At 58.7% G+C, this 24,672-nt stretch carries 21 protein-coding genes; 11 read left to right on the top strand and 10 right to left on the bottom strand.

Annotation, left to right across the window (positions count from 1 at the left end):
* The first annotated feature begins 87 nt into the window (after positions 1-87).
* The 7 genes from ACIPLA_RS18135 to ACIPLA_RS18105 all read left to right on the top strand — a co-directional run bounded on the left by ACIPLA_RS18135 (position 88) and on the right by ACIPLA_RS18105 (position 8,442).
* On the top strand, positions 88-1,002 hold the full coding sequence (locus ACIPLA_RS18135) for a LysR family transcriptional regulator (RefSeq protein ID WP_401174771.1): 915 nt from the start codon (positions 88-90) through the stop codon (positions 1,000-1,002).
* Between the two features lie 129 nt (positions 1,003-1,131).
* The gene (locus ACIPLA_RS18130) at positions 1,132-2,589 is read left to right on the top strand and encodes a gamma-aminobutyraldehyde dehydrogenase (protein WP_401174866.1); all 1,458 of its coding nucleotides are present in this window, start codon (positions 1,132-1,134) and stop codon (positions 2,587-2,589) included.
* 90 nt (positions 2,590-2,679) lie between these two features.
* The gene (gene ydcS / locus ACIPLA_RS18125) at positions 2,680-3,831 is read left to right on the top strand and encodes a putative ABC transporter substrate-binding protein YdcS (protein ID WP_218398520.1); all 1,152 of its coding nucleotides are present in this window, start codon (positions 2,680-2,682) and stop codon (positions 3,829-3,831) included.
* 211 nt (positions 3,832-4,042) lie between these two features.
* The gene (locus ACIPLA_RS18120) at positions 4,043-5,080 is read left to right on the top strand and encodes an ABC transporter ATP-binding protein (protein ID WP_218398522.1); all 1,038 of its coding nucleotides are present in this window, start codon (positions 4,043-4,045) and stop codon (positions 5,078-5,080) included.
* 1 nt (position 5,081) lies between these two features.
* Positions 5,082-6,029 carry an ABC transporter permease gene (locus ACIPLA_RS18115; RefSeq protein WP_218398524.1) on the top strand — a complete coding sequence of 316 codons (948 nt, stop codon included), beginning with the start codon at positions 5,082-5,084 and terminating at the stop codon, positions 6,027-6,029.
* Positions 6,019-6,843 (top strand): ABC transporter permease, encoded by an 825-nt coding sequence (locus tag ACIPLA_RS18110; protein ID WP_008072886.1) that lies wholly within the window; start codon positions 6,019-6,021, stop codon positions 6,841-6,843. Before ACIPLA_RS18115 ends, ACIPLA_RS18110 begins: the two co-directional genes overlap by 11 nt.
* A gap of 174 nt (positions 6,844-7,017) precedes the next feature.
* Entirely contained in the window at positions 7,018-8,442 is a 1,425-nt protein-coding gene (locus tag ACIPLA_RS18105; protein WP_401174765.1) for a gamma-aminobutyraldehyde dehydrogenase, read from the top strand.
* A gap of 197 nt (positions 8,443-8,639) precedes the next feature.
* Here ACIPLA_RS18105 and ACIPLA_RS18100 read toward each other — a convergent pair whose 3' ends face one another.
* Complete coding sequence (locus ACIPLA_RS18100; protein WP_401174763.1) at positions 8,640-9,266, bottom strand: RloB family protein; 627 nt, start codon at positions 9,264-9,266, stop codon at positions 8,640-8,642.
* 3 nt (positions 9,267-9,269) lie between these two features.
* On the bottom strand, positions 9,270-10,523 hold the full coding sequence (locus ACIPLA_RS18095) for an ATP/GTP-binding protein (RefSeq protein WP_401174760.1): 1,254 nt from the start codon (positions 10,521-10,523) through the stop codon (positions 9,270-9,272).
* Between the two features lie 437 nt (positions 10,524-10,960).
* Between ACIPLA_RS18095 and ACIPLA_RS18090 the strand changes: the two genes are divergently transcribed.
* Positions 10,961-11,467, top strand: coding sequence for a Bro-N domain-containing protein (locus ACIPLA_RS18090; RefSeq protein WP_123498063.1), 507 nt, complete (start codon positions 10,961-10,963; stop codon positions 11,465-11,467).
* A gap of 71 nt (positions 11,468-11,538) precedes the next feature.
* Here the strand turns inward: ACIPLA_RS18090 and ACIPLA_RS18085 are convergent, their stop codons facing one another.
* Positions 11,539-11,724, bottom strand: coding sequence for a hypothetical protein (locus tag ACIPLA_RS18085; RefSeq protein WP_192344172.1), 186 nt, complete (start codon positions 11,722-11,724; stop codon positions 11,539-11,541).
* Positions 11,725-12,137: 413 nt separating this feature from the next.
* On the opposite strand from ACIPLA_RS18085, the gene ACIPLA_RS18080 reads away from it, so the two are divergent.
* Entirely contained in the window at positions 12,138-13,763 is a 1,626-nt protein-coding gene (locus ACIPLA_RS18080; protein ID WP_401174756.1) for a glucan biosynthesis protein D, read from the top strand.
* Positions 13,764-13,974: 211 nt separating this feature from the next.
* Here ACIPLA_RS18080 and ACIPLA_RS18075 read toward each other — a convergent pair whose 3' ends face one another.
* The 3 genes from ACIPLA_RS18075 to ACIPLA_RS18065 form a co-directional block, all read right to left on the bottom strand.
* Positions 13,975-15,081 (bottom strand): NADH:flavin oxidoreductase/NADH oxidase, encoded by a 1,107-nt coding sequence (locus ACIPLA_RS18075; protein ID WP_192344170.1) that lies wholly within the window; start codon positions 15,079-15,081, stop codon positions 13,975-13,977.
* A gap of 268 nt (positions 15,082-15,349) precedes the next feature.
* Positions 15,350-17,059 carry a single-stranded-DNA-specific exonuclease RecJ gene (gene recJ / locus ACIPLA_RS18070; protein ID WP_401174753.1) on the bottom strand — a complete coding sequence of 570 codons (1,710 nt, stop codon included), beginning with the start codon at positions 17,057-17,059 and terminating at the stop codon, positions 15,350-15,352.
* Positions 17,060-17,125: 66 nt separating this feature from the next.
* Positions 17,126-17,668: a YaeQ family protein gene (locus tag ACIPLA_RS18065; RefSeq protein ID WP_007897614.1), complete on the bottom strand. Its 543-nt coding sequence runs from the start codon at positions 17,666-17,668 to the stop codon at positions 17,126-17,128.
* A gap of 146 nt (positions 17,669-17,814) precedes the next feature.
* Here ACIPLA_RS18065 and ACIPLA_RS18060 point away from each other — a divergent pair, with 146 nt between their 5' ends.
* Positions 17,815-19,014 carry a CaiB/BaiF CoA-transferase family protein gene (locus ACIPLA_RS18060; RefSeq protein WP_192344168.1) on the top strand — a complete coding sequence of 400 codons (1,200 nt, stop codon included), beginning with the start codon at positions 17,815-17,817 and terminating at the stop codon, positions 19,012-19,014.
* A complete protein-coding gene (locus tag ACIPLA_RS18055) occupies positions 18,995-19,921 on the top strand; it encodes a TIGR02285 family protein (protein WP_401174749.1) in 927 nt (308 codons plus the stop codon). Before ACIPLA_RS18060 ends, ACIPLA_RS18055 begins: the two co-directional genes overlap by 20 nt.
* A gap of 170 nt (positions 19,922-20,091) precedes the next feature.
* Here the strand turns inward: ACIPLA_RS18055 and ACIPLA_RS18050 are convergent, their stop codons facing one another.
* From ACIPLA_RS18050 to ACIPLA_RS18035, 4 genes are all read right to left on the bottom strand, one after another.
* The gene (locus ACIPLA_RS18050) at positions 20,092-20,379 is read right to left on the bottom strand and encodes a DUF3509 domain-containing protein (RefSeq protein ID WP_401174747.1); all 288 of its coding nucleotides are present in this window, start codon (positions 20,377-20,379) and stop codon (positions 20,092-20,094) included.
* A gap of 309 nt (positions 20,380-20,688) precedes the next feature.
* The gene (locus ACIPLA_RS18045) at positions 20,689-22,044 is read right to left on the bottom strand and encodes a transporter substrate-binding domain-containing protein (RefSeq protein WP_401174744.1); all 1,356 of its coding nucleotides are present in this window, start codon (positions 22,042-22,044) and stop codon (positions 20,689-20,691) included.
* Between the two features lie 133 nt (positions 22,045-22,177).
* Entirely contained in the window at positions 22,178-23,587 is a 1,410-nt protein-coding gene (gene thrC, locus ACIPLA_RS18040) for a threonine synthase (RefSeq protein ID WP_038979090.1), read from the bottom strand.
* Between the two features lie 66 nt (positions 23,588-23,653).
* On the bottom strand, positions 23,654-24,672 hold a 1,019-nt coding region (locus tag ACIPLA_RS18035; RefSeq protein WP_401174740.1), incomplete at its 5' end, for a homoserine dehydrogenase.

The raw sequence follows: 24,672 nt of genomic DNA, 5'->3' as shown, positions 1-24,672 counted from the left end.
CCCAGATGCCGCTGCGCAGGCTACCCATCGATTTAAAAGATATACACTCGGGCAAATCGATAAAAACCGCCCACCCGGTAATTCCCCATGATGACCCTGCGTCAGATCCGCCACTTCATCGCCGTGGCCGAGACCGGTTCGATCTCTGCCGCGGCGCAAACCGCGTTCATTTCTCAATCCACCCTGACCCTGGCCATCCAGCAACTGGAACAGGAAATCGGTGTCGGCCTGTTCAATCGCCACGCCAAGGGCATGACCCTGACCCACCAGGGTCATCAATTCCTGCGCCAGGCACACCTGATTCTGGCCACGGTGGAGAATGCCAAACGCAGCCTGCAACAGAGCACCGATCAGGTTGCCGGGCAGTTGATCATCGGCGTGACCAGCCTGGTCGCCGGTTATTACCTGGCGGATTTGCTCACTCGGTTCCAGCGCGCTTACCCCAACGTTGAAATACGCGTGATGGAAGATGAGCGGCCGTACATCGAGCATTTGCTAGTCAGCGGTGAAATTGATGTGGGCGTGCTGATCCTCTCCAATCTGGAAGACCGCCACGCCTTGCAGACCGAAGTGTTGACTCACTCGCCCCATCGACTGTGGTTGCCGGCCCAGCATCCGCTGCTGGAACACGACAGCATCAACCTCGCCGATGTCGCTCGCGAGCCGCTGATTCAGCTGAACGTCGATGAAATGGACCGCAACGCACAGCGCATGTGGTCGGCGGCCTCGCTGCAACCGCGCATCACCTTGCGAACAGCCTCGACGGAAGCGGTACGAAGCCTGGTCGCCGCGGGCTTGGGCGTTTCCATTCAGCCGGACATGACTTACCGCCCGTGGTCCCTGGAGGGCGACATCATCGAAGCGCGGCCGATCGCCGACCTGAGCCAGACCCTCGATGTCGGTCTGGCGTGGCGTCGCGGCACTGCCCGGCCCGCGCTGGTGGACCCGTTCCTGACCGTCGCTCGCGAACAACCCCATGGCGGGCGCAAGCCATCTATTTAATCGAACGCCGCCTTCAGTATTTAGTATTTGTCGACCACAAGCCCGGCCACTAGTCTTGAGGCATCTATAAGACGGCCGGGCCCAGTCACAGGGAATCCCATGGCCACACAAGAAAAGAGAACCCGAAAAATGGCTGGCGCGCAGACTCCGTTGTTCACCGCGTTGTTGATCGATGGCGAGTTGGTCCCGGGCCAGGGTTTCGTCGAACCCATCCTCAACCCGGCCACCGGAGAAGTGCTGACGCACATTGCCGAAGCCAGCACCGAGCAGGTCGAAACCGCGATCCTCGCCGCCCACCGCGCCTTTGCCAGTTGGTCGCGGACCACGCCGCAGCAACGTTCGAACCTGCTGCTGGACATCGCCAACGCCATCGAAAAAAACGCCGACCTGCTCGCCCGCCTCGAATCCCTGAACTGCGGCAAGCCATTGCACCTGGCGCGTCAGGACGATTTGAGCGCCACGGTCGATGTGTTCCGTTTCTTCGCGGGTGCCGTGCGTTGCCAGACCGGCCAGCTCAGCGGCGAATACTTGCCGGGTTACACCAGCATGGTCCGCCGCGATCCGATTGGCGTGGTCGCATCGATTGCGCCGTGGAACTACCCGATCATGATGGCCGCCTGGAAAATCGCCCCTGCCCTCGCCGCTGGCAACACGCTGGTGTTCAAACCGTCGGAACACACGCCACTGTCGATTCTGGCGTTGGCACCGGCGCTCGCCGAGATCCTGCCGCGCGGGGTGATCAACATCATTTGCGGTGGCGGTGAAGGCGTCGGCAGCCATTTGGTCAGCCACCCAAAAGTGCGCATGGTGTCGCTGACTGGCGATATCGTCACCGGACAAAAAATCCTCCAGGCCGCGGCGAAAACCCTGAAACGCACCCACCTCGAACTCGGCGGCAAGGCGCCGGTGATCGTCTGCAACGACGCGGATATTCAAGCGGTGGTCGAGGGCGTGCGCACCTACGGCTATTACAACGCCGGCCAGGACTGCACCGCCGCCTGCCGGATTTATGCCCAGGCCGGGATTCATGACCGCTTGGTGGCGGAACTCGGCGCAGCGGTCGGCAGCCTGCGTTTTGCCGGTAAACGTGATGCCGACAACGAGATCGGCCCGCTGATCAGCACTCGCCAGCGCGACCGCGTGGCCAGTTTCGTCGAGCGTGCCCTCGGCCAGCCGCACATCGAGCGAGTGACCGGCGCGGCGGTGCATTCCGGTGCCGGCTTCTATTACCAGCCGACCTTGCTGGCCGGTTGCAAACAGAGCGATGAAATCGTTCAGCGCGAAGTGTTCGGGCCGGTGGTCACCGTGACCCGCTTCAATGAGCTCGAACAAGCGGTGGAATGGGCCAACGACTCGGAATACGGCCTCGCCTCCTCGGTCTGGACCCAGAATCTCGACAAAGCCATGCAGGTCGCGGCGCGTTTGCAGTACGGCTGCACCTGGATCAACAGCCATTTCATGCTGGTCAGCGAAATGCCCCATGGCGGCCTGAAGCGCTCGGGCTATGGCAAAGACTTATCCAGTGATTCGCTGCAGGACTACAGCGTGGTGCGCCACATCATGGCCCGTCACGGACAGCATTTATAAAAGCGCACTACGCTAACAATTAGCCATAACGGCATTGGCTTCACCCCGTTCAGAACTGCCCCGACCATAATTTAAAGAAGAGGGTTCACCATGCTTGTGCACAAGACCGCACTGCTCAGTGCAATCACCACGGCACTGCTGGCCAGCGCCAGCCTGCAGGCCGCCGAGCCGCTGAAAGCCGTCGGTGCCGGCGAAGGTCAGCTGGATATCGTCGCCTGGCCCGGCTATATCGAACGGGGCGAAACCGACAAGACCTACGACTGGGTGACCGGCTTCGAGAAGGAAACCGGCTGCAAGGTCAACGTCAAGACGGCCGGCACGTCTGATGAAATGGTCAGCCTGATGGCCAAGGGCGGTTACGACCTGGTGACGGCATCGGGTGATGCCTCCCTGCGGTTGATCGCCGGCAAACGTGTGCAACCGATCAACACCGCACTGATTCCCAACTGGAAAAATCTCGATCCGCGCCTCAAGGATGCACCGTGGTATGTGGTCAACAACCAGACCTACGGCACCCCTTATCAATGGGGCCCGAACGTGTTGATGTACAACACCAAGGTGTTCACGCAGCCACCTACCAGTTGGGGCGTGCTGTTCGAAGAGCAGAAGCTGTCCGACGGCAAATCCAACAAGGGCCGCGTGCAAGCGTATGACGGCCCGATCTACATCGCCGACGCGGCGCTGTACCTGAAAACCGCCAAGCCGGAACTGGGCATCACGGATCCTTACCTGCTCGACGAAAAACAGTACAAGGCCGTTCTCGACCTGCTGCGCGCCCAGCAAAAGTTGATCCATCGCTACTGGCACGACACCACCGTGCAGATGAGTGACTTCAAGAACGAAGGCGTGGTGGCTGCCAGCGCCTGGCCCTATCAGGTCAACGGCCTGATGAACGAGAAACAGCCGATCGCCTCGACCATCCCCAAGGAAGGCGCCACCGGATGGGCCGATACCACCATGCTGCACGCCGAGGCCAAGCATCCGAACTGTGCCTACAAGTGGATGGATTGGTCGCTCACGCCGAAGGTCCAGGGCGATGTGTCCGCCTGGTTCGGCTCTCTGCCGGCGGTCCCGGCGGGGTGTAAGGCAAGCGAACTGCTGGGCGCTGAGGGTTGCAAGACCAACGGTTTCGACCAGTTCGACAAGATCGCCTTCTGGAAAACCCCGCAGGCTGAAGGCGGCAAGTTTGTGCCTTATAGCCGCTGGACCCAGGACTACATCGCGATCATGGGTGGTCGTTAAGCCTCGGTAACACATTTAGCGAGGAACCCTTGTGGCGAGGGAGCTTGCTCCCGCTGGGTGGCGAAGCCGCCCCAAAACCAGTTTGGGAGTGCCATGCACTCCAGCGGGAGCAAGCTCCCTCGCCACAAAAGCCCATCGATCACGATTCAGATTTTTCAGAAGTCCAGGCAAGGCCACTGTGATGATCCTCGCCTTTTCGGAGCAACGCACCATGACGCTTGCAGTCCAGTTCACCAACGTTTCCCGGCAGTTCGGCGAGGTGAAGGCCGTTGACCGGGTTTCCATCGATATCCAGGACGGCGAGTTCTTTTCCATGCTGGGCCCCTCCGGCTCGGGCAAAACCACCTGCCTGCGCCTGATCGCCGGGTTCGAACAACCGAGCGCGGGTTCCATCTGTATTCACGGCGCCGAAGCTGCGGGGTTACCGCCGTATCAGCGTGACGTGAATACTGTGTTCCAGGACTACGCGCTGTTCCCGCACATGAACGTACTCGACAACGTCGCCTACGGTTTGAAAGTCAAAGGTGTCGGCAAGTCCGAACGCCAAAAACGCGCCGAAGAAGCCCTTGATATGGTCGCCCTCGGCGGCTACGGCGAGCGCAAACCGGTGCAACTCTCTGGCGGCCAGCGCCAGCGTGTGGCCCTGGCCCGCGCGTTGGTCAATCGCCCGCGTGTGTTGTTGCTCGACGAACCCTTGGGTGCCCTCGATCTGAAGCTGCGCGAGCAAATGCAAGGCGAGCTGAAGAAGCTGCAACGCCAGCTCGGCATCACCTTCATCTTCGTTACCCACGACCAGACCGAAGCGCTGTCGATGTCCGACCGCGTGGCGGTGTTCAACAAGGGCCGCATCGAACAGGTCGACACACCGCGCAACCTGTACATGAAACCGGCAACCACGTTCGTCGCCGAATTCGTCGGCACGTCCAACGTGATTCGCGGCGATCTGGCCCGGCAGTTGAGCGGCAATCCACAGCCGTTTTCGATCCGCCCGGAACACGTGCGTTTCGCCGAAGGCCCGCTGGCCAGCCATGAAATCGAAGTCAGTGGCCTGCTGCACGACATCCAGTACCAAGGCAGCGCCACCCGCTATGAACTGAAACTGGAAAACGGCCAGACGTTGAACATCAGCCAGGCCAACGTTCAGTGGCTGGATGTCAGCACGCAACACCAGACCGGGCAACGCATCAGCGCTCGTTGGGCGCGCGAGGCGATGATCCCGCTGCACGACAATATTGTGGGCGGGGTGTGAGATGAACAGCGTGGCCGCTCCTCAAACCCCTGCCAGCGGCTCGCCGTTGCGCCGGTTTTCGAACGTGCTGTACCGGCGGCCGAACCTGTATCTGTCGCTGCTGCTGGTGCCGCCGCTGCTGTGGTTCGGTGCGATCTACCTCGGTTCGCTGTTGACGTTGTTGTGGCAAGGCTTCTACACCTTCGATGACTTCACCATGACGGTCACCCCCGACCTGACCCTGGCGAATTTCACCGCACTGTTCCAGCCGTCGAACTTCGACATCATCCTGCGCACCCTGAGCATGGCCGTCGTCGTGTCGATCGCCAGTGCGGTCGTGGCGTTCCCGATCGCCTACTACATGGCGCGCTACACCACCGGCAAGACCAAGGCGTTTTTCTACATCGCGGTGATGATGCCAATGTGGGCCAGTTACATCGTCAAGGCCTATGCCTGGACTTTGCTGCTGGCCAAGGGCGGCGTGGCCCAGTGGTTCGTTCAGCACCTGGGGCTGGAACCGGTGTTGCAGTTCGTGCTCGGGATTCCGGGTGTCGGCGGCAGCACCTTGTCGACCTCGCATCTGGGGCGATTCATGGTGTTCGTCTACATCTGGCTGCCGTTCATGATCCTGCCGATCCAGGCCTCACTGGAACGCCTGCCGCCGTCGCTTTTACAAGCTTCGGCCGACCTCGGTGCCAAACCGCGTCAGACCTTCATGCAAGTGATTCTGCCGCTGTCGATTCCGGGCATCGCCGCCGGTTCGATCTTCACCTTTTCGCTGACCCTGGGCGATTTCATCGTGCCGCAACTGGTGGGCCCGCCGGGCTACTTCATCGGCAGCATGGTCTACGCCCAGCAAGGAGCGATCGGCAATATGCCGATGGCGGCGGCCTTCACGCTGGTGCCGATCGTGCTGATCGCCATTTACCTGTCCATCGTCAAACGTCTGGGGGCTTTCGATGCGCTCTGATACTTCATCTCAAGACCGGGCATCCCTGGGCCTGCGCATCGCTGCCTGGGGCGGGTTGGTGTTCTTGCACTTCCCGATCCTGATCATCTTCCTCTACGCCTTCAACACCGAAGACGCTGCGTTCAGCTTTCCGCCCAAGGGCTTCACCCTGAAGTGGATCGGCGTGGCGTTCTCCCGGCCCGACGTGCTGGAAGCGATCAAGCTGTCGTTACAAATCGCGGCCGTCGCCACATTGATTGCGCTGATCCTCGGCACCCTCGCGTCGGCGGCGTTGTACCGGCGGGACTTCTTCGGCAAGCAAGGCATCTCGCTGATGCTGATCCTGCCGATTGCCCTGCCCGGGATCATCACCGGGATCGCGCTGCTGGCGACGTTCAAAACGCTAGGGATCGAACCGGGGATGTTCACCATCATCGTCGGCCACGCGACCTTCTGCGTGGTGATCGTCTACAACAACGTCATCGCCCGCTTGCGCCGCACTTCATACAGTTTGATTGAGGCCTCGATGGACCTCGGCGCCGACGGCTGGCAGACCTTCCGCTACATCGTCCTGCCGAACCTCGGCTCGGCGATGCTGGCCGGTGGCATGCTGGCGTTTGCGCTGTCGTTCGACGAAATCATCGTCACCACCTTCACCGCCGGCCATGAACGCACCTTGCCGCTGTGGCTGCTCAACCAGCTCAGCCGCCCACGGGACGTGCCGGTCACCAACGTCGTCGCGATGCTGGTGATGATGGTGACCATGCTGCCGATCCTCGGCGCCTATTACCTGACCCGTGGCGGCGAAAGCGTTGCGGGCAGTGGCGGGAAATAACGGACAACGCATTTCCGGTGTGGGAACCAGATCCTGTAGGAGCGAGGCTTGCCCGCGAAGGCGGTGTGTCAGTCGACATTAATGTTGAATGTAAAATCGCCTTCGCGGGCAAGCCTCGCTCCTACGGGAGTTCGGTTCCGACAGAAATACAACAGCTTCGATGAGGACATAGCCATGCAAACCAAACTCTTGATCAACGGCCAACTCGTCAATGGCGACGGCCCCGCCCTAGCCGTGTTCAATCCGGCTCTGGGCCGTGTGCTGGTAGAAATCAATGAAGCCAGCGAAGCCCAGGTCGACGCCGCCGTGCGGGCCGCCGATAACGCCTTCCAGGCCTGGTCGCAAACCACGCCGAAAGAACGTTCGTTGCTGCTGCTCAAACTCGCCGACATCATCGAAGCCCATGGCGAAGAGCTGGCCAAACTGGAGTCGGACAATTGCGGCAAACCCTACAGCGCCGCGCTGAACGACGAGATTCCGGCGATTGCCGACGTGTTCCGTTTTTTCGCCGGCGCCAACCGTTGCATGAGCGGCGCGCTGGGAGGGGAATACCTGCCCGGCCACACCTCAATGATCCGCCGCGACCCGGTGGGCGTGATTGCCTCCATCGCGCCGTGGAACTACCCGCTAATGATGCTCGCCTGGAAAATCGCCCCGGCCCTGGCCGCCGGTAATACCGTGGTGCTCAAACCGTCGGAGCAAACCCCGCTGACCGCCCTGCGCCTGGCAGAACTGGCGTCGGACATCTTCCCGGCGGGCGTGCTTAACCTGGTGTTCGGTCGTGGTCCTACGGTCGGTACCGCACTGGTCAATCATCCGAAAGTGCGCATGGTGTCGCTGACCGGCTCCATCGCCACTGGCTCGAACATCATTTCCAGCACCGCCGGCAACGTCAAACGCCTGCATATGGAACTGGGCGGCAAGGCGCCGGTGATCATCTTCGACGATGCGGACATCGACGCCGCCGTGGAAGGCATTCGCACCTTCGGTTTCTACAACGCTGGCCAGGATTGCACCGCAGCCTGCCGCATTTACGCGCAAGCAGGCATCTACGACCAGTTCGTCGAGAAACTCGGTGCGGCCGTCAGCAGTATCAAGTACGGCTTGCAGGACGATCCCTCGACGGAGCTTGGCCCGTTGATCAGCGCCCAACATCGCGACCGCGTGACCGCGTTGGTCGAACGTGCGATGGCGCAACCACACATCCGTTTGATCACGGGTGGCAAAGCGGTGGAAGGCAATGGCTTCTTCTTTGAGCCAACGGTGCTGGCCGACGTGCAACAGGACGACGAGATCGTGCGCCGCGAAGTGTTCGGACCGGTAGTGTCGGTCACCAGGTTCACCGATGAAGCGCAGGCGCTGGCCTGGGCCAACGATTCAGACTACGGCCTGGCGTCATCGGTCTGGACCACGGACGTCGGCCGCGCCCATCGCCTGTCTGCACGCCTGCAGTACGGCTGCACCTGGGTGAACACCCACTTCATGCTGGTCAGCGAAATGCCGCATGGAGGTCAGAAACTGTCCGGTTACGGGAAGGACATGTCGATGTATGGGCTGGAGGACTACACCGTTGTGCGGCATGTGATGTTCAAGCATTAAAAGCTTCGCGGGCAAGCCTCGCTCCTACAGGATTTGCGCAATCTCTGTGAGAGCGGGCTTGCTCGCGAATGGCCTCACCGCACAATAAAGGAAGACCCCGGCAACGCGCACCGCCAAGTCCCACACCAAAAGCCAAAAAAAATGAACCCATTTAACACCATCAATGCTGGCCACATCTCTTGGCAGGGTTGATGGTGCTAGATCGGCTGAGGCTTGGAGAGGATTTCGAATTCATCCATCAGCAGATGGATTTCGGTACTCGGATTGGGTTCGCCGCTGATGGCGACGTCTTCGAGAATCTTGGGTGCCAAAGCTCTGGCTTTCTGAAAAGGCTCACCCAATAGCTGAGCAAAATAGTTGATGCCTTTGCCCTTTTGGTACGTATCCATGTTCGGTTTTTCTCTGAGGCTCTTGGCTACCAAGTCGCCCGGAGAGTTTTTCCCAACAGCTCTAAATGGCTTTCGATTAAAACCGAAGTGCAAAAGAAGCCAAAACTCAAAACAGGGAAACGATGCTATGACTTTGATTTTCGGATGAGGTCTCGCCAGATCTATCGCTCTCTCAAAACATTGGTGCGTATCGCGATCCAATGCACAAAACACTTTGTCGAAACGTTTCTGACGGGCAATGGCTCTTTCTACTATTCCGCTCGGGTGCGTGACGCCGCAGTGGGCAATTTCTACCTGAGCTTTGGCGCGAAAATGCAACGCAGCCTCCTCCAGATACCGTTTTCCTGACTTGCTATCTTCACAGAGAACCAGCACTTGGGGCTGAGGCTTGAATCTTGATTTCTTCCGATCAAATGATTTTATCGAGTGCACCATTGGTCACCCCTGCCTAATCAGAGGCAAACCGCGGTAACGGCCTTCAAAGTAGCGTTTCTCAACATCCTCCCCCTCTCGTCCTTCAAAATCGTGAACGGAAAAAACACTGGTTGCACCATTGGCATCGCGCTCAGTGATCCAGAACTGATCACGCCGCAGAATTTTTGCATTCATCAGATGAGTGTCGTGTGTCGTAAAGATCAGCTGAGTATCCAATCCGCTATCGAGATGTTTCCCGATCAGATCAGCGACTATTTCTGGATGGAGGCTGCTGTCCAACTCATCGACAGACAGTATCCCGCTTCCATCTACGCGATTGATCATGAACCAGGGCAACCAAAAGCCAATCAGGTTTTTTGTGCCTCCGGACTCCTCTGAAAAATCAAACTCTGCTGTTCCCAAAAGACTTGTATGTGTCAGGGTCACTTTGTCTTTTTGCGCCGCTGCGAAGAATTCTTTAAGCGTGAGCTTCTTCTTGATCGGAACAGCATCTGCATCCTCGGTATTGAGTTGAATAGCAGACACCGGAATATCCACTGCCCTTAGGAACTCCTTCAAATCGACTGTGTAGTCCGAGGCAACCTGTAAAAACCTGATGGAGGCGGCAGACAGCCCCATCATATTGTTCTGCTCAATGACAAGAAGTCCGGTTTGAAACCAGGTAAACGGCGCTCGCAACTGAGTCAACTCTTCGCTGCTGTTCGCAACGGCCTGCGAAATAAACAACACCTTAGGGCTCGTCAGGCGCCGCCAGGCATTGTGGACATCCTTCCCCCCCTCAAGACTTGAACCAAAAACATACTGCTCTCCCTCATCACCAAAACAACGTTCATACAGCAGTGTTTCTTTCCCTTTGGGATAGGAGACCAGTTGTTCCTTGATTATCCGTTGCGAAGTAATGCGCAGAACAAACCGATATCGGAGCCCGTTTTGAATGAAGTTGTATTCAAAAAAACTGGGTTCGTCCTTGAGCTGCGAGTCAAAACGAAACGGTGAAACCGGCAGCGGTTCATCATTTGAGGACGGGGTCGTTGCGAGCAAGCGCCCCATGATCCCCATCGCCTGGATAAGAGAAGATTTACCGGACGCGTTAGGCCCGTAAATCGCCGCTACCTTCAACAAGTCCGGTAGTTTTTCGCCACTTACGGAAGGTTTGAATACATTGCGCTTTTTACTCAGGCGTGGGGTCGCCACCATGGACAGGGTTTGCGTATCACGGAAGGAGCGATAATTGGAAACCGAAAATTCGATCAACATGTAGAAATCCTGCACTTAATTCCGGAAAGCAGAATAAATATAGGAAAAACCATTCATTTGGCGCTGTCTCTCTGCACCTCGTGCAAAAACAGGAAATTCCTACAGATGGAGCCTTCCGGCAAATACAACAATTCCTACAACAAGCATCGCCAGAGTAGACTTGGCGCCGCGTGCGCCTGAACGATAGGCTTCATCCCGTCGCTGCCAAATCAGCGACCCGGGGTCGAAGCCGGAACATCATCAACATGGCGCATCCGCGCCCCCATATGAACTGGGGCAATTTTGCCTTTCAGCTTCGCTTTATGGTGGGCCGTGTGGCGCGGGCCTCTCGGCTTACATGTTGATCGAGAATGTTCCGACTTCGAACGCCGCGCGGTCCGCCACCCCAATCTGTCGAAGGATTAGTGGCGGCTTCCTTTTCAACATGGAGTCGAAAAATGCTTGAGCACACGCTAAATCCCTCTGAAATCCATCCTCATTACACTCCTACTGTCTTCACCCGCCACAATCGCTTCCTCCACGCCTTCATGCAGGACAACCAAGCCTGGTTCTGCGTCCAGGACCTCGGTCGCCTGATGGGTCGACCGATGGACCAACGGCTCACCCTGAAGCTCGATCCTGATCAACGCCAATATGTCTGGCTGCTGAAGAACGGCAAAACGACCGAATCACTGATGGTCAGCGAATCAGGGATGTATGCCCTGCTCGTTCACCATTTCGTCCCGGAAAACCGAAACCTGCGCCAGTGGCTGAGCAATGAGGTCATCCCAATGCTGCGTGATTCGAAAGCGACATCTGTGGATAACATTCCCAGCCTGAGTTCGTTGCAATGGGCTGGGGTTTCTGTGCCGCTGCTGCATTGGCAGCATCAGGCCTGGATCAAGTGGCGGGACATGCCTGACCTGATGCAAGCACAGCGGCCATTCACGATTTGTAGCCGTTGAACTGATGCACAAAGGGACGGACTTTTACAGTCCGCCCCTTTGGTTTTCCAACATCACTCAATCTCCTACCGTTAAAACCGCGAAACACTGCGCATCGCATCCACCAGATACCGCATCGCAATCCGGTCGCTCTCCGACAGCTCGCGATACCGCTCCACCAACTTCAACTCCTCCGAACTGAGCCGACGCCTTCGCCGACCGGTGGTCAGCCAGGGAAAGATTCCTAATATTTCAGTGATGCCTTGTACTTTCGACATGGACGATGTCCTTCTATACGTCAGAGAAAACTGCAAAACCGCATCGCCCTATCACTTTCAGCGGCCGTCTTGTACGCGCTGAACCCCACCGGCCTGAAGGGCCGAAACCGGTCATGCCCATAGAATAGAAATTAAATCGGCGCTGAAAAGCGGTTTTTAGAGTAATTAGTCGAAAAAAGCAGATATGCCCTATAAATCAGAAAGCGCTGTGAGAAACGTTACCTGACATGTCTTGTTTCATTGCCGCGCTGTCGCTGTGCCATCAAACATTTTTGCTCTGCAACTGAACGGTTTAAGCTTATTGGCATCTGCTCTAAAGTCCGTTGCGTTTGGCCGAAGGCATGTCCGAACCGTTATTTCTGATCCAGCACGTGCCAGGAACGGCGCGGGATTGTTCACGACAGGTTGTACTTATGCACCGCAGGAATTTGCTCAAAGCCTCCATGGCCATCGCGGCTTACACTGGTCTCTCAGCCACCGGCCTATTGGCCGCACACGCCTGGGCTGGCAGCAGCACGGCTGATGGCGACGCTGTGGCGTTCGGCTTCGAAGCGCTGAAGAGCCAGGCCAAACAGCTCGCCGGCAAGCCTTATCAGGACACCAAACAGGTGCTGCCGCCGACGCTGGCGACCATGACACCGCAGAACTTCAACGCGATCCGCTACGACGGCAATCACTCGCTGTGGAAGGACTTGAAAGGTCAACTGGACGTGCAGTTTTTCCACGTCGGCATGGGTTTCAAGCAACCGGTGCGCATGTACAGCGTCGATCCCAAGACTCGACTGGCGCGCGAGGTGCATTTCCGCCCGTCGCTGTTCAACTATGAAAAAACCACCGTTGACACTAAACAGCTCAAGGCCGATCTGGGTTTCTCCGGGTTCAAGCTGTTCAAGGCTCCGGAGCTGGATAAGCACGACGTGTTGTCGTTCCTCGGCGCCAGCTATTTCCGCGCGGTGGATGCCACCGGCCAGTACGGTTTGTCGGCCCGCGGCCTGGCGATCGATACGTACGCCAAGAAGCGTGAAGAGTTTCCGGACTTCACCAAGTTCTGGTTCGAGACACCAGACAAGGACAGCACCCGTTTCGTGGTTTACGCCCTGCTCGATTCGCCGAGCGCCACTGGCGCCTACCGTTTTGACATCGATTGCCAGGCCGAGCGTGTGGTGATGGAAGTCGACGCCCACGTCAATGCCCGCACCGCCATCGAGCAACTGGGCATCGCACCGATGACCAGCATGTTCAGCTGCGGCACTCACGAACGGCGCATGTGCGACACCATTCACCCGCAAATCCACGACTCTGATCGCCTGGCGATGTGGCGCGGTAACGGCGAATGGATCTGCCGCCCGCTGAACAACCCGGCCACCCTGCAATTCAATGCCTTTGCCGACACCGACCCGAAAGGTTTCGGCCTGGTGCAGACCGATCACGAGTTCGCCAATTATCAAGACACCGTCGACTGGTACAGCAAGCGCCCGAGTCTGTGGGTAGAACCTACAACCGCTTGGGGCGAAGGCTCTATCGATTTGCTGGAAATTCCTACAACCGGCGAAACCCTGGATAACATCGTTGCATTCTGGACGCCGAAAAAACCGGTCGCGGCCGGGGACTCCCTCAACTATGGCTACAAGCTCTATTGGAGCGCTCTGCCACCGGTGAGCACACCGCTGGCACGGGTCCACGCGACCCGTTCGGGCATGGGCGGTTTCATTGAAGGCTGGGCGCCGGGCGAGCATTACCCAGAGGTCTGGGCACGACGCTTTGCCGTGGACTTCACCGGCGGCGGTCTGGACCGCTTGCCTGAAGGCGCGGGGATCGAGCCGGTGGTGACCTGCTCGAATGGCCAAGTGAAGGACTTCAACGTGTTGGTGCTCGATGACATCAAGGGCTACCGCATTACCTTCGACTGGTACCCGACCAATGACAGCGTGGCCCCGGTGGAGCTGCGGTTGTTCATTCGCACCAATGACCGGACGTTGAGTGAAACCTGGTTGTACCAGTATTTCCCGCCAGCGCCGGATAAGCGTAAATACACCTGAGAGTTAGCCGGGGGTTGAAATGGCCCCTTCGCGAGCAAGCCCGCTCCCACATTGGATCTCCATGAGACACATATTTTGTGTACGACAAAGATCCACTGTGGGAGCGGGCTTGCTCGCGAAGACGGCCGAACAGCCGACCAATATCCCGACACCAGAAATCAAAAAGCCCCGGTCAACACGACCGGGGCTTTTTGGTTTTTACAGCGGCCTTCTAGTCACGCAAATCCGATTCATGAATCGGCTGGTCGCGATGGGTGGCCCGCTGGTATTGCGCCGGCCAGACAGCTTTGTGCCCGCCCAGATCATCATCGGCATGCAGCGGCCAATACGGATCACGCAACAACTCCCGGGCGAGGAAGATGATGTCGGCCTGACAGGTACGCAGAATGTGCTCGGCCTGGGCCGGTTCGGTGATCATTCCTACAGTGCCAGTGGCAATGCCTGACTCCTTGCGTACGCGCTCGGCGAAACGGGTCTGATAACCTGGGCCTGTAGGAATCTCGGCGTTTACCGCCGTACCGCCCGATGAGACGTCGATCAGGTCCACGCCCAGATCTTTGAGGCGTCGCGCCAGCTCCACGGTTTCATCGGGGTTCCAGCCGTCCTCCACCCAGTCGGTGGCCGACACCCGCACAAACACCGGTAACTCTTCAGGCCACACTGCACGCACCGCTTCGGTGACTTGCAGCACCAGCCGAATCCGATTCTCGAACGAACCGCCGTACTGATCGCGCCGCTGATTGCTCAGGGGCGAAAGAAATTGGTGCAACAGGTAACCGTGGGCGGCGTGTACTTCGACCACTTTGAAACCGGCGGTCAGCGCCCGTTTGGCCGAATCGACGAAGGCCTGAATGACGTCAGCGATCTCGCCCTCATCGAGTTGCTTGGGTGGTGTGTGCTGAGGGTCGAAAGCGATCGGCGAAGGGCCGACCGGAGTCCAGCCGCCGTCTTCCGGCTTGACGCTGCCATGCTTGCCGAGCCACGGCCGATGCGTACTGGCCTTGCGTCCGGCGTGCGCCAACTGGATGCCGGCAACGGCACCCTGGGCAGCGATAAAGCGCGTAATACGTTGCAAGGATTCGATCTGTTGATCATTCCAGAGACCGAGGTCCTGGGCGGTAATCCGCCCATCAGCGGTGACCGCCGTGGCTTCGGTGAATACCAGACCAGCGCCGCCGATAGCACGGCTGCCGAGGTGGACCAGATGCCAGTCATTGGCCAGCCCATCGACGCTGGAGTATTGGCACATCGGTGACACCGCGATGCGGTTAAGCAGGGTCAATTGACGAAGGGTATAGGGTTCAAGCAGCAGACTCATGGGGCACCTCTCGAATCAGTGGGCAGGCTCCAGGGTTCTGTTTGAATAGTCGACGAGTGACAGGAAAAAGGGTGCAGCACCCGCCCCCGCGGGCAAAAAATTCGACAAGACGTCACAAGGATAATCAAGCAGTGCTTAGAGACTAGTCGACATCGGGGGATCAGGGAGGGTTTAGAGAGATTCGGTGTGAGGGAAATTGCTATCGCGGGCAAGCCTCGCTCCTACAGATTTCGGTGATCTGTAGGAGCGAGGCTTGCCCGCGAAGGCCTTAACGCGGTTCGATGTGGGCAATCATCAGCTGCACGGTCTCGTTACCGCGAAACTCGTTGAGGTCGAGTTTGTAGGCCAATTCCACCCATTTGATGGTCGGATTTGGCCAGATATCACGGTCGATACCGAAGGCAATGCCGTCAAGCTTCACCGAACCGCATTCACTTTTCAGCACCACTTTGAGGTGCCGCTCACCCACGACGCGTTGCTCGACCAACTGGAACACCCCATGAAACAGTGGCTCCGGGAAGTGTTGCCCCCAAGGCCCGGCGTGGCGCAGGGCGCGGGCCAGTTCCAGGTGAAACTCTTCGACCGCCAAGGTGCCATCCGACAGCAGGCGCCCGGTCAGGTCTTCTTCACGCAGTTGCCTACGCACTTCAGCGTCAAAGGCCTCGGCAAATAACGGAAAATTCGCTTCCGGCAACGTCAGGCCTGCCGCCATGGCGTGGCCGCCGTATTTGCTGATCAGGTTCGGATGTTGCGCCGCGACCACGCTCAAGGCGTCGCGAATATGAAAGCCCTGAACCGAACGCCCCGAGCCCTTGAGCAGGCCATCGCCGGCATCGGCAAAGGCAATGGTCGGGCGGAAATAGCGCTCTTTCATACGCGAGGCGAGGATTCCGATGACGCCCTGGTGCCACTCGGGATCGAACAGGCACAGGCCGAACGGCATCGATTCCACCGGCAGATCCTTGAGCTGTGCCAGCGCCTCACGCTGCATGCCCTGCTCGATGGATTTGCGGTCCTGGTTCATGCCGTCCAGTTGAGCGGCCATTTCACGGGCAGCACCCGTGTCTTCGGTGAGCAGGCATTCGATGCCCAAGCTCATGTCATCCAGACGCCCTGCCGCGTTCAGACGCGGGCCGAGGATGAAGCCCAGGTCGGTGGAGGTGATGCGCGAATGGTCACGCTTGGCCACTTCAAGGATCGCCTTGATTCCCGGCCGCGCACGCCCGGCGCGAATCCGCTCCAGCCCCTGATGCACCAGAATCCGGTTGTTGGCATCCAGCGGCACCACGTCGGCAACGCTGCCCAGTGCCACCAGGTCCAGCAGTTCGCCAATGTTCGGCTGCGGCGTGCTCTCGTACCAACCCAGGCTGCGCAAGCGCGCGCGCAGGGCCATCAGTACATAGAAGATCACCCCGACGCCGGCCAGGGCTTTGCTCGGAAACTCGCAACCCGGCTGGTTCGGATTGACGATGGCATCGGCCAACGGCAGTTCATCGCCGGGCAAGTGGTGATCGGTGACCAGCACCTTGAGCCCGGCCTTTTTCGCCGCTGCCACGCCTTCGACGCTGGAGATACCGTTGTCCACGGTGATCAGCAGGTGCGGCTCGCGGGTCAGCGCCACCTCGACGATTTCCGGCGTCAGGCCATAGCCATATTCGAATCGGTTCGGCACCAGATAGTCGACATGCGCCGCGCCCAACAGACGCAACCCCAGCATGCCCACGGTACTGGCCGTCGCACCGTCGGCGTCGAAGTCGCCGACGATCAGTATCCGCTGACGTTGCTCCAGCGCCGTGACCAGCAAATCCACCGCCGCCTCGATACCTTTGAGCTGCTGATACGGAATCAGCCGCGCCAGGCTCTTGTCCAGTTCAGCCTCGGACTGCACGCCACGCGCCGCGTAAAGGCGGGTCAGCAGCGGTGGAATATCACCGAGGAATGGCAGGGTGTCGGGCAACAGGCGAGGTTCGATGCGCATGGGGTGACAGGTGCTTCTCTTGAATACGTAGGATAAAACCGGGTAACGCGGTTCAGCGGCGAATAATCAGCCGCGTTCACCGCTCAGCCATTGCAACTGGACTTCGTGCTGACCACGGTCGTCGGTGACGAAAATCGTTCCTTCGCTGATCATCACATCCCACTTGATAACGCGCGGCATGTCCTTGGCCAGGGTTTCCAGCACTTCCTGAGGCACAGCGGCGATGTGAACGTTTTTCAGGTTTTTGATCGCCGGGATCACTTTGGTTTCCCAGACACGCAGGCTGCCGTAAGCCAGCAGGCTGGTGCGCTCGGTGCGGCGCGAGCACCAGGTCAGGCGATCGGCGTCTGGCTGGCCGACTTCAATCCAGTGCAGGACACGATCATCCAGGCTCTTTTCCCACAGCGCTGGCTCATCCACGTCTGACAGACCGCGACCGAAGGACAACTGCTCGTTGTACCAGAAGGCGTAGGCCAGCAGCCGCACGGTCATGCGCTCTTCGGTTTCCGAAGGGTGACGGGCGATGGTCTGCTTCACGCTCTCGTAGACGCTGCGGTCGAGGTCGGTGAGGTTCAGTTCAAACTTGTAGGTCGTGGACGGCTGGGCCATGAACGGGCTTCTTGATACGAGGAAAGGCGGCAAGTCTAACCGATGCAACCGGCAATCAACGAATTGAAGGCATCAACTTTGGGCGATGGGCGTCGGCCTATGTTAAAACTCTGCATTCGCTCAGCCTTTGTCCTACAGGATTCAGTATGCCGTTCTCCAACAAACCGCTCTGCGGTCTGAAAGTCATCGAATTGGGTACGTTGATTGCCGGGCCGTTTGCCTCGCGTATTTGCGGCGAGTTCGGCGCCGAAGTGATCAAGATCGAGTCCCCGGATGGCGGTGATCCGTTGCGCAAATGGCGCAAGTTGTATGAAGGCACTTCGCTGTGGTGGTTCGTTCAGGCGCGTAACAAGAAGTCTTTGACCCTGAACCTGAAACACCCGGATGGCCTGGCGATTCTCAAACAACTGCTCAGCGAAGCAGACATCCTGATCGAGAATTTTCGCCCCGGCGTGCTGGAAAAGCTTGGCCTGGGCTGGGACGTCTTGCATGCACTGAACCCGAAACTGGTGATGGTGCGGCTTTCGGGCTTTGGCCAGACCGGGCCGATGAAAGATCAGCCAGGCTTCGGCGCGGTCGGTGAGTCCATGGGCGGCCTGCGCTACATCACCGGGTTCGAGGACCGGCCGCCGGTGCGCACCGGGATTTCCATCGGTGATTCGATAGCCGCGCTCTGGGGCGTGATCGGCGCACTGATGGCCTTGCGGCATCGCGAGGTCAACGGCGGCTTGGGGCAAGTGGTGGACGTGGCGTTGTACGAAGCGATCTTCGCCATGATGGAAAGCATGGTCCCGGAGTTCGACGTGTTCGGCTTCATCCGCGAACGCACCGGCAACATCATGCCGGGCATCACGCCCTCCTCGATCCATACCAGCGCTGATGGCAAACACGTACAGATCGGCGCCAACGGCGATGCGATCTTCAAGCGTTTCATGCTGATCATCGGCCGCGAAGACCTGGCCAACGACCCTGTGCTGGCCAGCAACGACGGACGTGACAGCCGTCGCGACGAGATTTACGGGGTGATCGATCGCTGGGTCAACTCTCTGCCGCTGGACGCGGTGATCGAGCAACTGAACCAGGCCGACGTTCCTGCAAGCCGGATCTTCAGTGCCGAAGACATGTTCAGTGATCCGCAGTACCTGGCCCGGGAAATGTTCCTGCAAGCCAAGCTGCCCGACGGCAAGGACTTCAAGATGCCCGGCATTGTGCCAAAACTCTCTGAGACACCCGGCAGCTCCGAATGGGTCGGGCCGCAGCTGGGGGAGCACAATGCGCAGGTGCTCCACGACCTTGGCTACGACTCGGCACAGATCACACGGTTGCGTGAAGACGGGGCCATCTAAGCTGAAGCGCCTGCTTTCATCCCCAATCGATTACGCCGGCATCGGGCGTGTGCTGGTGCTGCTCGGGCTGTTGGCGGGGCTGATATCCCCGGCCCTGGCGCAACCTAAGGAACATTTGTTCTGGCTGCTGCGAGACCTGCCGCCACTGACGGTCTTCGAAGGCCCGAAAAAAGGCCAAGGCGTTATCGATCAACTGATGCCGCTGTTGATCGCCGGGATGCCACAGTACGAACACACCCTGATGCGGGTCAATCGCGCCCGTGGCATGCAAATGCTCCATGAGAAATCTTTCACCTGCGACCCCTCGCTGATCTGGAGCGAGGAGCGCGAACACTGGATTGCGTTTTCCATACCGGTCTTCCGGGCAGTCAGCAATGGGCTGGTGATCCGACGTGAAGATCGGTCGGCACTGGAGCCTTTTCTCTTTGGCGATGAAGTCGATCTGGCAGCACTGTTGGCCAGCGGACGAGAGAAAGTCGGTGTAGTGGCCGAGCGCCGTTACGGTCAGTTCCTCGACACGTTGCTGCAACAAGCGCCGCCCGGCGTGCTGACGGCTCACTACGGCAACGACGCCCTCGGCAATCTGTTGCAGATGCAGCGCCTGGGTCGCTTGCAAGTGGTCTTGGGTTACTGGCCGGAAATCCGCTATCAGGCTCGTCAGGAACATATTGCCGATGATCAGTTAGAGTTTTATCCGGTCAAAGGCACGGGCAAATACTTGTCCGGGTACATCGGTTGCTCGAATACGCCCCAGGGGCGACAGGCAATCAGTGAAATCAATCAGCTATTGCGCGCCCTGCCCCGCGAGCGCCTGGACCCGCTGTACGCCGACTGGCTCGATCCGCAAAGACGCAAGGACTACCTGGAAGAAACCAGGGCTTTTTTCGAGCGTCAGGCCGCGCAGTGACAAATCGCAGACAAAAAGAAACCCCGAGAAGTGGGGAGACGACTCGGGGTTAAACGTGGCCTACATAAAGACCAGTAGCAACAAGCTACAAGCACCGGAGCACAATGCTTGATCCTGCTGTTACATGGTCTGACTGACCTTGGCGCAGGAAGGTTCCCACAAAAAACAATTCAATTTCGGCTGGCCAGGATCTTGTCCTGAGCAGCATTGCGCAACGCCGCGATGACACAGGGCTCCAGACGTCCTTCAGCGATCAGCACGTCGCGGTGCAGCCCGTCGACGACATCCGTCAGCAGACGTTTATCGGTTAACTGGGCCTGATTGAACGCCCGTTCGACCACGATAGCACCGCTCGCACTCTTCAGTGTCACCAGGCATTCGCCATGGGCACCCGATGGGGTCAACTTGACCAGATACGGGCTCAGAGCCTCACCGAGCAATAGACTGATACTTTCCATCTCGATCACCACTCAATAGTCCGAAAACAAAGTGCCTGGGGTTGTCCACAGTAAATGACCACAGGCCCGAGAAGAAAGTTCTGGATTCCAACGGCAGGCGCACCGGCGCCTCTGGTAACTAGAGCATGCACGGTCAAGATGACAGTAAAAAAACAGCTGATTCACGCTTAATGCCAGGTGCAGAACCTGTGGGAGCGGGCTTGCTCGCGAAGGCGGTGTGCCAGGCCATATTAATGTCGACTGACACTCCTTCTTCGCGAGCAAGCCCGCTCCCACAGGGATTGCGCCTGACTGACAGGTATTGCCGATTCATGCCTGCCTTGTACGCTTGCCGATATCGCTCCATCCGCCCAGCAATCCTCGCAATTGACCATTGGCACTGTAGAACGGCACCGTCCACTGGTAGATATCCCTGACGCCATCCTTGAACACCAACTGACGTTCACTGAAGCGAGTCTTGCGAGTACCGAGCTGAGCCATGAACTCGGTGTGCAGCTGCTCGGCGGTCTCTTTGGGCAAGACATCGACTTCGATCAGTTGTCGACCCTGTACCTGGTCGAAACGGGTCGACAAGTTCTCCTCATAACTTTTATTGCACATGATCAAACGCCCCTCCAGATCACGCACGAACATCGGATCGGGCATGGCGTCTATCAACGCATGCTGAAATGCGAGCTGGTCATTAAGGTCTTTCTCGGCATCCCGACGTTGCTCGATCAGGGCGGCGAGCCGACGGTTCCACAGCAATGAAAGCAGGCCGAACAGGCTAACGATGAACAGGCTCCAGCAGCCCCACTGGGTTATCCGCTGCCAGGCCGAGGGCGCATGTACCGGTGCAATTCCATTCAGCCATTTCAGCCGTATGGCGCGTAGCTCTGCAGGCGGGAATGCTTCGAGCGCCTTGTTGAGGATGCTCAATAGGTGCGGCTGTCCTTTGCGGACCGCCAAGTGATCAGCCTCCCACTTGCCCTCCACCGCAGGCCCTACCTTGAGCCGGTCCGAGGGATAAAGCTGCGCACCGATTTCATTTTCTATGGTGGCGTAGGCCTCGCCACTTTCCACCAGCGCCAAGGCTTCAGCGTAGGTTTTGACCAGGCGCAGCTCAATCGCCGGGTAATCACGACGAATCACACCCTCCAAGGCGTGCCGGGCCGGCAATACCAGGACTCTTCTGGAAAGTTGTTCCAGGGACTGTAACGCTGGTGTGTCGGCCAGTCCCACGAGTACCCAACCCGCCCCGCCGAATGCATGGCTGAAATCCAGGAACACCTTGCGCTCGTCATTTATTGCCAACGTCGTGCTCATGTCCGCCGCGCCGTTTTCCAGTTGTTCCAGCAGTTGATCGGTAGAAAACGACTCTTCATGGACGAACCGCAGCCCTGTCATGGCGCTGATTCGGTCGAGCACATCGTTGTTCAAACCGCTCCAGTGACCATAATCATCCTTGAACAGGTACAGCGGGTACTGCGCCGACGCGACAACGACCTCGGGATGATCACGAATCCATTGCAGCTCCTGAGCATCCAGCTCAATGCGTGCGACGGCGGTTGACGCCCTGGAATCATGTGCCACCAATTGCGCTGCCTTTACCCACGGCCCGAAGCCCAGGGTGCCCAGCAAAAACATCCAGCACACGGCTGGTCTAAACCCTCTGAAAAACAGCATTGCCACTTCCTTGGTAATCGTCTCGCCCGTCCTTCATGGGCGGCTCTTCTTTTACGAAACCCGGCAAGTGTGGCATGCAGAAATGAGAAAGCCCGTCAGGAGACGGGCTTCAAAATGTGACAGCTTTTACCGGTTACAGCGGCTTGCCGCGGTTGCCATGCTGACTGACAAAGGCCTGTACGGCTTTCAGGTCGTTCGGCAACACGGTGCAACGCTCATCTCGCTCAAACAAATCAGAAAGATGTGCAGGTAGTTCGAGTGCTTTTCCTACACCGGCTTTTTCCACTGCGTCCGGGAATTTGACCGGATGGGCTGTACCGAGGATCACCATCGGGATATCCAGGCTGCGACGGCATTCGCGCGCGGCCTTCACGCCGATGGCAGTGTGCGGGTCCAGCAGCTCGCCGGTTTGCTCAAAGACTTCGGCAATGGTTTCGCACGTTTGGGCGTCGTCCACGGCCAGCGAATCGAACAGTTTGCGTGCCTCGGTCCAGCGCTCCTCTTCGACGCTGAAACCGCCGCCCTGCTTGAAGGTGTCCATCAAGCCGGCTATTGCCGCGCCGTTGCGACCGTGCAGGTCGAACAGCAGGCGTTCGAAGTTCGACGAGACCATGATGTCCATGGAGGGCGACAGTGTGGCGTGCAGGGTTTCCTTGACGTACTGATTGCCGCTCATGAAGCGGTGCAGGATGTCGTTGCGGTTGGTGGCGACGATCAACTGGTTGATTGGCAGGCCCATGTTGCGCGCCAGGTAACCGGCGAAGATATCGCCGAAGTTGCCGGTTGGCACCGAGAACGACACCGAACGCGCCGGGCCACCCAGCTGCAGGGCTGCGTGGAAGTAGTAAACGATCTGGGCCATGATCCGCGCCCAGTTGATCGAGTTCACCGCCACCAGGCGCGTGCCCTTGAGGAAGCTCTGGTCGGCGAAGCTGGCCTTGACCATTTCCTGGCAGTCATCGAAGTTGCCTTCGATGGCAATGTTATGGATGTTTTCGCCGAAGATGGTGGTCATCTGGCGACGCTGCACTTCGGACACACGGTTGTGCGGGTGCAGGATGAAGATGTCGACGTTTTCGCAGTGCTTGCAGCCTTCGATGGCGGCCGAACCGGTGTCACCGGAGGTGGCGCCAACAATCACCACGCGCTCACCGCGCTTTTCCAGCACATAGTCGAGCAGACGACCCAGCAGTTGCAGGGCGAAGTCCTTGAATGCCAGGGTCGGGCCGTGGAACAGCTCCAGTACCCATTCGTTGCCATTGAGCTGACGCAGTGGCGCAACGGCGTTGTGGGAAAACACGCCATACGTTTCTTCAAGAATCTTTTTGAAATCGGCATCGGGAATGCTGCCGGTCACGAACGGGCGCATTACCCGGAAGGCCAGCTCGTGATACGGCAGGCCGGCCCAGGAAGCGATCTCTTCCTGGGTGAAACGTGGCAGGTTTTCCGGCACATACAGGCCGCCGTCCGTGGCCAAACCTGCCAGCAGGACGTCTTCAAAATTCAGGGCCGGTGCCTGGCCGCGGGTACTGATATAACGCATGACTGGCTCCAATAGACAGTGTTCGCAATGCCGGGCTCGCGTGCGGGCCCGGTGAACGATAACGGCTTAGTTCAGGTGCTCGACGCGGATTCGTACGACCGGGCCGACCACGCCTTCCAAGGCCTCCAGGGCGGTGATCGCGTCGTTCATGTGCTGTTCCAGCACACGGTGCGTCAGCAGGATCATTGGCACCAGACCGTCATGCTCTTCGACTTCTTTCTGCATGATCGATTCGATGTTGATGCCGCGCTCCGACAGGATGCTCGCCACCTGAGCCAACACGCCCGGATGGTCCTTGGCCTGAATGCGCAGGTAGTAAGCGCTTTCGCAGGCTTCGATCGGCAGGATCGGATGGGCCGACAGCGAATCCGGCTGGAAAGCCAGGTGCGGCACGCGGTTTTCCGGATCGGAAGTCATGGCGCGAACCACGTCCACCAGGTCGGCGATCACCGACGAAGCCGTCGGCTCCATGCCGGCGCCGGCGCCGTAGAACAGGGTCGAACCGGCAGCATCGCCGTTGACCATCACCGCGTTCATCACGCCGTTGACGTTGGCGAGCAAGCGATCGGCCGGGATCAGCGTCGGGTGCACACGCAACTCGATACCGGCCGCGGTGCTGCGCGCCACGCCCAGGTGCTTGATGCGATAGCCCAGCGCTTCGGCGTAGTTCACGTCAGCGGTGGTCAGCTTGGTGATGCCTTCGGTGTAAGCCTTGTCGAATTGCAGCGGGATACCGAATGCAATGGACGCCAGGATCGTCAGCTTGTGGGCTGCATCGATGCCTTCGACGTCGAAGGTCGGATCGGCTTCGGCGTAACCCAGGGCTTGCGCCTCAGCGAGTACGTCTTCGAAGGTGCGACCCTTTTCACGCATTTCGGTGAGAATGAAGTTGCCAGTGCCGTTGATGATCCCGGCCACCCAGTTGATGCGGTTGGCGGACAAACCTTCGCGGATCGCTTTGATCACGGGAATGCCGCCGGCCACGGCCGCTTCGAACGCCACGATCACGCCCTTCTCGCGAGCCTTGGCAAAAATTTCATTACCGTGAACGGCAATCAGTGCCTTGTTCGCGGTGACCACATGCT

This window comes from Pseudomonas sp. NPDC086112, assembly GCF_044746425.1.
In the GTDB taxonomy this organism is placed as follows: domain Bacteria; phylum Pseudomonadota; class Gammaproteobacteria; order Pseudomonadales; family Pseudomonadaceae; genus Aquipseudomonas.
This window is presented reverse-complemented; position numbering and strand designations above follow the sequence as displayed.

Bases quoted from the DNA above. Each gene is read 5' to 3' on its own strand.
- ACIPLA_RS18135 (WP_401174771.1), top strand. From the start codon at position 88: ATGATGACCCTGCGTCAGATCCGCCACTTCATCGCCGTGGCCGAGACC.
- ACIPLA_RS18130 (WP_401174866.1), top strand. From the start codon at position 1,132: ATGGCTGGCGCGCAGACTCCGTTGTTCACCGCGTTGTTGATCGATGGC.
- ydcS (WP_218398520.1), top strand. From the start codon at position 2,680: ATGCTTGTGCACAAGACCGCACTGCTCAGTGCAATCACCACGGCACTG.
- ACIPLA_RS18120 (WP_218398522.1), top strand. From the start codon at position 4,043: ATGACGCTTGCAGTCCAGTTCACCAACGTTTCCCGGCAGTTCGGCGAG.
- ACIPLA_RS18115 (WP_218398524.1), top strand. From the start codon at position 5,082: ATGAACAGCGTGGCCGCTCCTCAAACCCCTGCCAGCGGCTCGCCGTTG.
- ACIPLA_RS18110 (WP_008072886.1), top strand. From the start codon at position 6,019: ATGCGCTCTGATACTTCATCTCAAGACCGGGCATCCCTGGGCCTGCGC.
- ACIPLA_RS18105 (WP_401174765.1), top strand. From the start codon at position 7,018: ATGCAAACCAAACTCTTGATCAACGGCCAACTCGTCAATGGCGACGGC.
- ACIPLA_RS18100 (WP_401174763.1), bottom strand. From the start codon at position 9,266: ATGGTGCACTCGATAAAATCATTTGATCGGAAGAAATCAAGATTCAAG.
- ACIPLA_RS18095 (WP_401174760.1), bottom strand. From the start codon at position 10,523: ATGTTGATCGAATTTTCGGTTTCCAATTATCGCTCCTTCCGTGATACG.
- ACIPLA_RS18090 (WP_123498063.1), top strand. From the start codon at position 10,961: ATGCTTGAGCACACGCTAAATCCCTCTGAAATCCATCCTCATTACACT.
- ACIPLA_RS18085 (WP_192344172.1), bottom strand. From the start codon at position 11,724: ATGTCGAAAGTACAAGGCATCACTGAAATATTAGGAATCTTTCCCTGG.
- ACIPLA_RS18080 (WP_401174756.1), top strand. From the start codon at position 12,138: ATGCACCGCAGGAATTTGCTCAAAGCCTCCATGGCCATCGCGGCTTAC.
- ACIPLA_RS18075 (WP_192344170.1), bottom strand. From the start codon at position 15,081: ATGAGTCTGCTGCTTGAACCCTATACCCTTCGTCAATTGACCCTGCTT.
- recJ (WP_401174753.1), bottom strand. From the start codon at position 17,059: ATGCGCATCGAACCTCGCCTGTTGCCCGACACCCTGCCATTCCTCGGT.
- ACIPLA_RS18065 (WP_007897614.1), bottom strand. From the start codon at position 17,668: ATGGCCCAGCCGTCCACGACCTACAAGTTTGAACTGAACCTCACCGAC.
- ACIPLA_RS18060 (WP_192344168.1), top strand. From the start codon at position 17,815: ATGCCGTTCTCCAACAAACCGCTCTGCGGTCTGAAAGTCATCGAATTG.
- ACIPLA_RS18050 (WP_401174747.1), bottom strand. From the start codon at position 20,379: ATGGAAAGTATCAGTCTATTGCTCGGTGAGGCTCTGAGCCCGTATCTG.
- ACIPLA_RS18045 (WP_401174744.1), bottom strand. From the start codon at position 22,044: ATGCTGTTTTTCAGAGGGTTTAGACCAGCCGTGTGCTGGATGTTTTTG.
- thrC (WP_038979090.1), bottom strand. From the start codon at position 23,587: ATGCGTTATATCAGTACCCGCGGCCAGGCACCGGCCCTGAATTTTGAA.